Below are 8,037 nucleotides of genomic sequence, written 5' to 3' on the forward strand. Positions count from 1 at the left end.
GAATTCAGTTTCGCATTGCGTGCACGCCGAGCGTCGGCAACGACAGCTGAATGACCCAGCGCAGGCCACTGCCGCAGGGGACGGGAGGCGTCGTAACGTCGGCCTTGGGCGAACGGCCCGGCTGCAGGGAGCGGCACATGGCGTTCAGTAGCGCAGGAAGAAGCGGTCCGCTGGCGGACATCAATGTCACGCCACTGGTGGATGTAATGCTGGTGCTGTTGATCATCTTCATCGTGACCGCGCCGATCGTGGCCCGGCCGATTGCCGTGCAGTTACCACAGGCCACCGATCGCACGATCGATCGCCCCGAACCGCCGCCGCCGATCGAGCTGCGCCTGGATGCTGCCAACCAGCTCAGCTGGAATGGCCAGCCCATGACGATCAGCGAGCTTCAGGCGCGCCTGCAGGCACAGGTGGGCGAACATGCCGGCAACCTGCCGGAGCTGCGCATCGCCACCGATCCGGCGGCCGAGTACGAAGGCATGGCGCGGATATTGGCTGCGGCCGAAGCCACTGGCATGGAGCGCATTGCGTTCGTGCGATAGCGTATCTAAACCGCCGCTCATGGGGAGATTGCGACATGAGCGGCGGATGAGGGTGTCAGTATTGCTGGCAGTAGACTGTGCGACCATCCCAACTGCACGAGATGCGGCTGCTGCTTCCGCGCTGGACGGGGACTCCATACATCTGTGCGGATCTGACCCAGTTGTCCAAGTCGCCATGCTGGCCGAAATAGTATTGTCCGGCGTACGAAGGGGCGGAGATCGGGTCGGCGATGGATTCGTCAGGAACCTTGTTGCCTGTGCTGTCGCGACTTTCGCCCTTCTGATACTTCGCTTCGGCAACGTTGTCCGGTGTTACTCGATAAAGCGTCTTCGATCCGTCACGCCATGTGATCATTATTGTTATGGATCCGCCACCTTTGAGGCCTGCCCAGTTCAGGGCCGCTTGTTGAATCGAGAGCGCAATACTGTTCCAGGTTGGGCTTCCCGTATTGGCTCCTGCCAGTTCTGTGGCTAGATACTGGCCAAGTCGGGTTCGCAGTGTGGCTGAGGCGACGATGTCAAAGGTATTGGAGGACTTGTAAGACTCGGGGAACCTCACTCCATTGGAGTTTCCGGGGTTGTCTGGATGCAGCACGACCACTGATCCGCCTCCTGCCATCGCGTGGGCCCCTTCAGGTGGACCTCGAAAGGCTGACGTCGCATCCAGAATCCGTAGGAAGGCCATTTGAATCTGTGCGGGAACCGGTGTCGAAAGTGCGCGCCACTTTCTGATCTCGCGATCATATTCAACTTCGAAGGCGCTCAGTCGGGCTTTTTCGAAGTCCATTACAACCGCCAACCCGGAGCCTGACATCAGGGCTGCATCTTTGGGAGAGGCACAGTTGTTGCATTCAATCAGGCCCCCCGCTCTCGATTCGCTTGTAGGGAACAGAAGTAATGCCGTGACAACCGCGACATGGATCATGACGGTGATTGTTTTCACAATTGAGCCTCATGAGAATGACTGGGGCTCTCAGTCTCACCTTGGTTGGCCCCGGAAATTCGTTTGACGGGCAGTTTTCAAACTATTCCTAAGTGTTGTCTGAATTTGCTTCGTAGATTCAAGCTAGTCGATGCATGTGGCTCTGTCATCGAGATGGCAGCAGCCAAAAGAGCAGCCATTGAGTGCCTCAGGTTCGCACGGTGATCCCGGCGATCTGCAGTCCGTCATTGCAAGGGCTCCTGCCTATGGATTACTCGCCATCTTGGTATGAGTTCCAGCTCAAATGCGATCTGTTCGACGCCGTCAACCGACGGCAACGGCGATGATCATGCTGCCGATGGCACCGGCGCATTGTCGTTGGACGGATCGGCAAGAGCACTTGCCCAATTGCGGGAAAGCCGGGAAGCCGCTGTCGCAGCCAGCATCAAGGCTGCCTGCGGTGAACAGTATCGTCCGGTCATAACCTGCAGCTATCTGACGCAATCGGCCTGCAATTACGTCAATTCCGCGTGAAAGAGTGTCGATCATCACGCCGCGATTTTTACCACTTGTTTACAAAGGGGACGGCGCCGCCATGCAGGGAGGGAGTGCGGCAGCCCATGTCCCGACATTCCTTTGGAGAGAGAGCGAATGAATCACCTGCACCACCGCCCTTTGGCGGTTGCCGTCGCGCTGTGCGTGATGACCCTGGCACCGTTGGGTGCCGCTGCACAATCCACCACCAACCTAGATGCGGTGGAAGTCACCGGTACCCGCATCAAGCGCGCTGAGGTGGAGGGCCAGGTGCCGATCCAGACGCTGACGCGCGGCGATATCGAACGCACCGGGCTGACCTCGATCGGCGAAGTGCTGCAGCAGCTCACCGGTTCCGGTTCGGCGCTCAACGCCAAGTTCAACTCGTCCGGCAACTTCGGTTTCCCGCCCGATGGCAGTGGCGTGGGTGCCGGCTCGGCGCAGGTCGACCTGCGCCACCTGGGGGCCAAGCGCGTGCTGGTGCTGGTCGATGGCATCCGCTGGGTCAATGAGTCGTCCGCCTCCGGCGTCGGCTCGGCCACCGATCTCAATACCATTCCGTTGGCCATCGTCGAGCGCATCGAGGTGCTGGAAGATGGTGCGTCGTCACTGTACGGCTCCGATGCCATTGCAGGCGTGGTCAACATCATCACCCGCCGCGATTTCGATGGTGGCCAGGTGACGCTGAACTACGGCGAGTACAGCAAGGGCGACGGCACCCAGAAGGGCGTGGATCTGGCTTGGGGCAAGAGCGGCGACCGCTTCAGCCTGTTCCTGGGCGCCAGCTGGACCAAGCAGGATCCGGTGTTTGCCAAGGACCGCGAACAGTCGCGCTTCCCGATTCCCGGCACCGGTCTGGCCTTCGGCAGCGGCGGCATTCCGCAGGGCCGTTTCATGTTCACCGACCCGAACAACGGCGCGGTGCAGAACATCGTGCCCAATACCGGCGTGAGCAACCCGCGTTACGACGGCAGTGCAGGCTGCACGCGCACCGATGACTATCACTGCTTCACCACCGCCGACCGCTTCAACTTCGCCGAATACAACATGGTGCTGACACCGTCGGAGCGCAAAGGCCTGTTCGGCCAGTTCCGCTTCGACATCACCGACAACGTGCAGTGGTACGTCAAGGCACTGGGCAACCGTCGCGAGTCGACCAACCAGGCCGGCCCCGAGCCGCTGTTCTTCGGCCCCGATGGCGCCACCGGCAATCCGCTGGCCGACAACATCACCGTGTCTGCACTCAACCCGTACAACCCGTTCGGGTTTGACCTGGTAGCGGGCGACAACCTGAGCCTGATCGGCCGCCGTCCGGTGGAAGGCGGTGCGCGCGTGTTCAAGCAGGAAGTGGACACCACCTATTTCGCCACCGGCCTGGTCGGTGACTTCCATGCCGCCGACCGCAGCTGGTACTGGGACGTCAACGGCATGTACAGCAAGAACAAGGCCGAACAGACCAACTACGGCAGCTATGACATCTACAAGGTGAACATGGCGCTGGGCGATCCGGCGGTGTGCGCGGCCACGCCGGGCTGCGTGCCGCTGAACATCTTTGGTGGCGTCGGTTCGATCACCCCGGACATGCTGAAGTGGATCCAGCCGGTGGTGCGCGACCGCAGCCAGAACGAGCTGAGCCTGTTCACCGCCAACCTGTCCAGCGAGCTGTTCTCGCTGCCGGCAGGTCCGGTGTCCTTCGCCACCGGTTTCGAGTACCGCAAGTACAAGGGCTCCTACCAGCCCGATCCGCTGACGGTGATTGGTCACTACAACGGCGTGCCGTCGCAGCCGACCTCCGGTTCCTACGATGTCAACGAGGCTTACCTGGAGTTGAGCGTGCCGATCTTCGCCGATTCCTCGTTCGGCAAGAAGCTGGACCTGAGCCTGGCCGGCCGTTATTCGGACTACTCCACCTTCGGTGGCGAGTTCACGCCCAAGTACGGCCTGCGCTGGCAGGTGACCGATGATTTCGTGCTGCGCACCACCTACGCCGAGGGCTTCCGCGCGCCGTCGATCGGTGAACTGTACGGCTCGGCGGCGCGTGCCGACCTGCAGCTGTTCGACCCGTGCTCGGTGGGTCTGGGCGGCACGCCGCCGCGTGGCAGCGCCGCCAACTGTGCCGCGCTGGGCGTGCCGGCCGGCTTCCAGCAGGCCAACTCGCAGATCTCGGTGACCACCGGCGGCAACCGCGAGCTGGAGCCGGAACGCTCGCGCAGCTTCAGCGCCGGTTTCGTGTGGAGCCCGTGGTTCGGCAACAATGCGTCGTGGTCGGAGCGCTTCGATGTGGAGGTGACCTTCTACCGCCATGCCATCGACGGTGCGATCCAGGCAATCAACGCGCAGACCCAGCTGGACCTGTGCGTGGAGACGCTGGACCCGATCTACTGTGATGGCATTACCCGTGCAAGCACCGGTGCGGTCAGCAGCTTCAACAACCGCCTGACCAACCTGGGGTCGATCAAGACCGACGGCTGGGACGTGGATCTGTTCTGGACGCTGCCGCAGACGTCCATCGGCCAGTTCAAGCTGGGCTGGAAGAACACCTTTGTCGGCCGCTACGAGGCCACCGGCGCGGCCGGGCAGAAGCAGCCGCAGAAGCCCGGCGTGGAAGTGGCTGACAGTTCGATTCCCGAATGGACCAGCAACGCCAGCATCGGCTGGACGCTGGACCGCTGGAGCGCCAACTGGACCGTGCGGCATATCTCCGAACTGACCGAAAACTGCGGTGACGCTTCCGTGTTCCCGGTCTGCAGCAACCAGGCTGCGGGCACCAATACGCTGTCGGCCACCACCTTCCATGACATGCAGGTGGGCTACAAGATCGACTGGATGAAGGGGCTGCAGCTGACGGCCGGCCTGAACAACGTGTTCGACAAGGATCCGCCGATCTGCCTGTCGTGCTCGTTGAACGGTTACGACGCTTCGACCTATGACATCCCGCGTGGCCGCTACTGGTACCTGCGCGCGGACCTGCGCTTCTGATGTGAGGGTGGCAGCGCCGGTCAGTTCCGGCGCTGCCTTGCGGATGTAGCGCCGAGCCCGCGCTCGGCTGATTCTCTGAGCCGAGCATGGGCTCGGCTCTACAGGTGCGGCGCGGTCGTACCCCGCGTCTGATCAGAACGCCCAGGTGAACGTCAGCGAGCCGTTGCGGCCATCGCCGTAGGCACCGTAGCCGTTGATCTGCGACAGGTACTTCTTGTCCAGCAGGTTGTTGAGGTTGGCCTGCACGCTGAACTCCGACGAGATGCGGTAGCGCACGAAGGCGCTGACCAGTGCGTAGCCGCTCTGCTCGATGCGGCCGTAGGCCGGCACCGGGTAGTAGATGCGGTTCTGCCAGTTGGCACCGCCACCGACGGTCAGTGCCTGCAGCGACTGCGGGGTGTAGCTGGTGAACAGCTTCAGTGCGGTCTGTGGCAGGTTGGTGTTGATGTCGGCGTCGTTGATGTCCTTGGCCACATAGCGCGACGCACCGAAGGTCGCATTCCAGCCCGGGGCCAGTTCACCGTTCAGCTCGAACTCGAAGCCACGGCTGACCGTGCCACGCGCGGCGCGGTAGGCGGTTTCGCCGCCGGTACCGCCGATGACCGGCTCACCGGTGGCCTGGCCGACGTTGTCCTGTTCGATGCGGAACACGGCCAGCGAGGCGTTCAGGCGGTTGTCGAACCACGCGCCCTTGACGCCAACTTCGTAGCTCTTGCCATCGACCGGATCGAGGTAGCCGCCATTGCGGTCCTTCAGCGTCTGCGGCTGGAAAATTTCGGTGTAGCTGGCGTAGGTCGAGTACGTCCCGTTGATGTCGAAGACCAGGCCGGCGTACGGCGTGGTCACCTTGTGCGCGCGGTCGGCGCCTTCACCCTCGCTCTTCCAGTCAGTGTAGCGTGCGCCAATGATCAGCTTCAGCGGATCGGCCAGCGACAGGCGCGCGGCCGCGTAACCGGCCTTCTGCGTGATGGTGCCCTCGCTGGCCAGGGCCAGCGGGTTCCAGTTCGGCTCACCGATCTTGCCCGTCCAGTTCAGATAGCTGGCGAACGGATCCCAGGTCTGGCCTGGGCCACCGACCTGGTAGTCGCCGTAGTTGGCGTACTCGCGCCTGTTGTAGCTGAGGCCGGCCATCAGCTGGTGCTCGCGGCCGAACAGCTGGAACGGGCCGTCAATGTAGCCATCAACGCCGGTGACCTTGCGCTCGGTGTTGTAGAAGCCCGCGGACGGCGAGATGCCCGCACCGGTGGTCTTGTCCAAGTTCGATTCGCCCGTGGTCCAGTCGTTGTAGGCCGGGTAGAACAGTTTGTCGTCGGCCTTGGTCTCATCGTGCGTGGCGCCAACCTTGAACTTCCAGCCATTGCTGAAGGCGTGCTGCAGGGTGGCGAAGGCGCGCTTGCTGGTGGTGTCCCAGTAGGTCCAGTCCGGGCTGGCGTTGAACGATTCGTCGTAGCCGGTGCGCGAGCCATCCGAATACAGCATCGGGAAACCGCCCCAGGTCGCGCCGTTGGCGCGCTTCTGCTGGTAGTCGTAGCCCACGCTCAACTGGGTGTCCGGAGTCAGGTCGGCGTCGATGACGGCATAGCCCAGCGTCTTGCGCTGGTTGTAGCGGTCCATCTGGCCATCGGTGTCCAGGTAGCTGCCGATTACGCGGCCGCGCACCGTGCCACTGGCGTTGAGCGCGCTGCCTACGTCCACGGTGGTGCGGGTGCGGCCCCAGCTGCCGACGTTCACCGACACGCTGCCGGCCAGCTCGGCACTGTCGGCATGCTTGCGGATCAGGTTCACCGACGCGGACGGATTGCCGGCACCACTGAGCAGGCCGGTGGCGCCACGCACCACTTCCACGCGGTCGTACAGCGCAAGGTCCAGGCCGGAATCACCGTAGCTCCAGTTCTGCACCATCTGCGTGGGCAGGCCATCGAACTGGTAGGCGTCGATGTAGAACCCACGTGCGTAGAACTCGGTGCGCTCGCTGTCGGACTGGGTACTGGTCACGCCGGTGGTGTTGGCCAGCACGTCCATGATGTCGTCCAGGTTCTGATCTTCGATGCGCTGGTGGCTGATGATGCTGAGCGACTGCGGGATCTCGCGCGGTGCCAGGTCGAAGCGGGTACCGGCCGAGGTGCGGCGCACCGAATAGCCTTCGGCGCGTTCGCCCTTGACCACCACCTTGTCCAATGTGGTCGGGTCGGCGGCGGTGTCGGCGAAGGCGGCCGGGGCCGGGGCCAGGGCGCAGAGTGCAACGAGTACGGCAACGGACAGCCGCTGCGGCTGCGGGATACGGAAGGCGGAACGGGTCATGGGGGTCCTGGACGAGCACGCGCGCTCGGCCGGCATCCAGAAGGCGAGGCGCTACGGGGGAGAAACGGGCGGGCAGGCCGTCCTGGCACCACCGGAAACGTAAGAAATGGTAATACGAACTATTCCCATTTACAAATCATGAACGAGGTAGGCACTCACGCGGGCCGCGACGCAGCGCATTGGGTTCAGCGCAGCAGCGGCAGCGGATCGCGCGCGCCATCGGCGCCGTAGATGCCCCAGTGCAGGTGGGGCGGCGTGCCCTTGGCATTGCCGCTGTCGCCTACATGCCCGAGCAGGTCGCCGGCCTGGACCACCTGGCCGCGCGCCAGGCCCTCGGCCCAGTCGTCCAGATGGGCGTAGTAGTAACGTTCACGCCCGGGCCCGATCACCCAGACCTGGCGGCCACCGAGGCCGCGCTCGCTGACGTCCGCGATGACGCCGGCAGTGACGCTGCGCACCGCGGTGCCGCGCCTGGCGAAGATGTCGATGCCGGCGTGGGAGCGGTCACGGCCACGTGGTGCGCCGAAGGTGTCGGCGATCTGGCGTGGCCGCACGCCGTCCACCGGGACCGGTAGTTGCGTGGCCGGCGGCATCCGCGAGAGTGTCCACAGCATCTTCGGTGCGGCGGCCCAGGGACTGTTCCACAACGCCATCATCGCAACGACGGCAATGGCCAGCCACAGGCCGCGCAGCAACCAGCGGCGCAGGCGGTGGGCGTGGGAGGGCGATGTGCTCATGGTTTCGGAGTGTAGAGTC

At 63.6% G+C, this 8,037-nt stretch carries 6 protein-coding genes; 3 read left to right on the plus strand and 3 right to left on the minus strand.

The features are described from left to right. Positions 1-137 precede the first annotated feature (137 nt). The gene (locus BN1263_RS12855) at positions 138-545 is read left to right on the plus strand and encodes an ExbD/TolR family protein (RefSeq protein WP_021204654.1); all 408 of its coding nucleotides are present in this window, start codon (positions 138-140) and stop codon (positions 543-545) included. A 55-nt stretch (positions 546-600) separates the two neighbouring features. On the opposite strand, the gene BN1263_RS20505 is transcribed toward BN1263_RS12855, so the two are convergent. Next, positions 601-1,488, minus strand: coding sequence for a hypothetical protein (locus BN1263_RS20505; RefSeq protein ID WP_144435357.1), 888 nt, complete (start codon positions 1,486-1,488; stop codon positions 601-603). Between the two features lie 267 nt (positions 1,489-1,755). Here BN1263_RS20505 and BN1263_RS20510 point away from each other — a divergent pair, with 267 nt between their 5' ends. Both BN1263_RS20510 and BN1263_RS12860 read left to right on the plus strand, forming a co-directional pair. Then, positions 1,756-2,001: a hypothetical protein gene (locus BN1263_RS20510; RefSeq protein ID WP_139042394.1), complete on the plus strand. Its 246-nt coding sequence runs from the start codon at positions 1,756-1,758 to the stop codon at positions 1,999-2,001. A 117-nt stretch (positions 2,002-2,118) separates the two neighbouring features. Beyond that, complete coding sequence (locus tag BN1263_RS12860) at positions 2,119-4,980, plus strand: TonB-dependent receptor (RefSeq protein ID WP_058981618.1); 2,862 nt, start codon at positions 2,119-2,121, stop codon at positions 4,978-4,980. A gap of 132 nt (positions 4,981-5,112) precedes the next feature. Here the strand turns inward: BN1263_RS12860 and fhuE are convergent, their stop codons facing one another. Next, positions 5,113-7,281, minus strand: coding sequence for a ferric-rhodotorulic acid/ferric-coprogen receptor FhuE (fhuE, locus tag BN1263_RS12865; protein WP_058981620.1), 2,169 nt, complete (start codon positions 7,279-7,281; stop codon positions 5,113-5,115). A gap of 185 nt (positions 7,282-7,466) precedes the next feature. Continuing rightward, entirely contained in the window at positions 7,467-8,018 is a 552-nt protein-coding gene (locus tag BN1263_RS12870; RefSeq protein ID WP_058981622.1) for a M23 family metallopeptidase, read from the minus strand. Positions 8,019-8,037: the final 19 nt, after the last annotated feature.

The organism is Stenotrophomonas thermophila, assembly GCF_001499715.1.
GTDB lineage: Bacteria > Pseudomonadota > Gammaproteobacteria > Xanthomonadales > Xanthomonadaceae > Stenotrophomonas > Stenotrophomonas hibiscicola.